General features: G+C 44.1%; 1 protein-coding gene. It reads left to right on the top strand.

Annotation, left to right across the window (positions count from 1 at the left end; genetic code table 11):
* The coding region (locus A3766_RS11270; protein WP_068642217.1) for an IS3 family transposase at nucleotides 1-737 on the top strand (737 nt) is incomplete at its 5' end.
* Between the last annotated feature and the right edge of the window lie 118 nt (nucleotides 738-855).

The raw sequence follows: 855 nt of genomic DNA, 5'->3' as shown, positions 1-855 counted from the left end.
AGTCCAGCTTTTATCGTGTGCTCAAAGCACATAATCAACTGGCTCACAGGGGGCGAGACAAGCCCAAAAATGGTACGAAGAAACCGAAGGGATATACGGCCACTGGGCCAAATGAAGTCTGGAGTTGGGATATTACGTACTGCCCTGCAACTGTGATAGGGCGGTATTATTACCTGTATATGATAGAAGATATCTTCAGTCGCAAAATTGTTGGCTGGGAAGTGCATGAGTCCGAGCAAGGAGAACATGCAGCAGCATTGCTTGAGCGCAGTGTTTGGTCAGAAAAGTGCGTCAGAAAATCCCTGGTGTTGCACTCGGATAATGGTAGCCCAATGAAGAGCTTAACAATGCAAGCAAAAATGCAGGATTTGGGTGTCGCCAGCTCTCGAAGTCGGCCTGGTGTAAGTAATGATAATCCGTTTTCAGAATCACTATTTCGAACCCTGAAGTACTGTCGTCGATGGCCATCTGAGGGATTTAAATCAATCGATGAAGCAAGAACTTGGGTGAAAGAGTTTGTCACTTGGTACAACACAGAGCACCGGCATAGTCGAATTAACTTTGTTACCCCAGAGCAAAGGCACTTAGGTCTGGATGAAGAAATATTATCGAAGAGGGATGAGCTTTATCGCAAGATGAAAAGAAAGAACCAAATAAGGTGGTCAAAAGCTACGCGGAACTGGGAGAAAGTGGGTGACGTTAAGTTGAACCCGGAGAAGGAAAAACAAGCAGCTTAAATGCTCAGGCGACAACTACCTTGAAAAACGCCGTATTTGAAGGACGGTTTATNNGGTATTTTGCTAGCTCCTTTAAAGTAAACGAATCGTTATTCTTTAATAACTTTTCTAATGTTTC

This window comes from Oleiphilus sp. HI0132, assembly GCF_001635845.1.
Note: the sequence above shows the minus strand (reverse complement) of the source record. Positions and strands in the feature narration are given on the sequence as shown.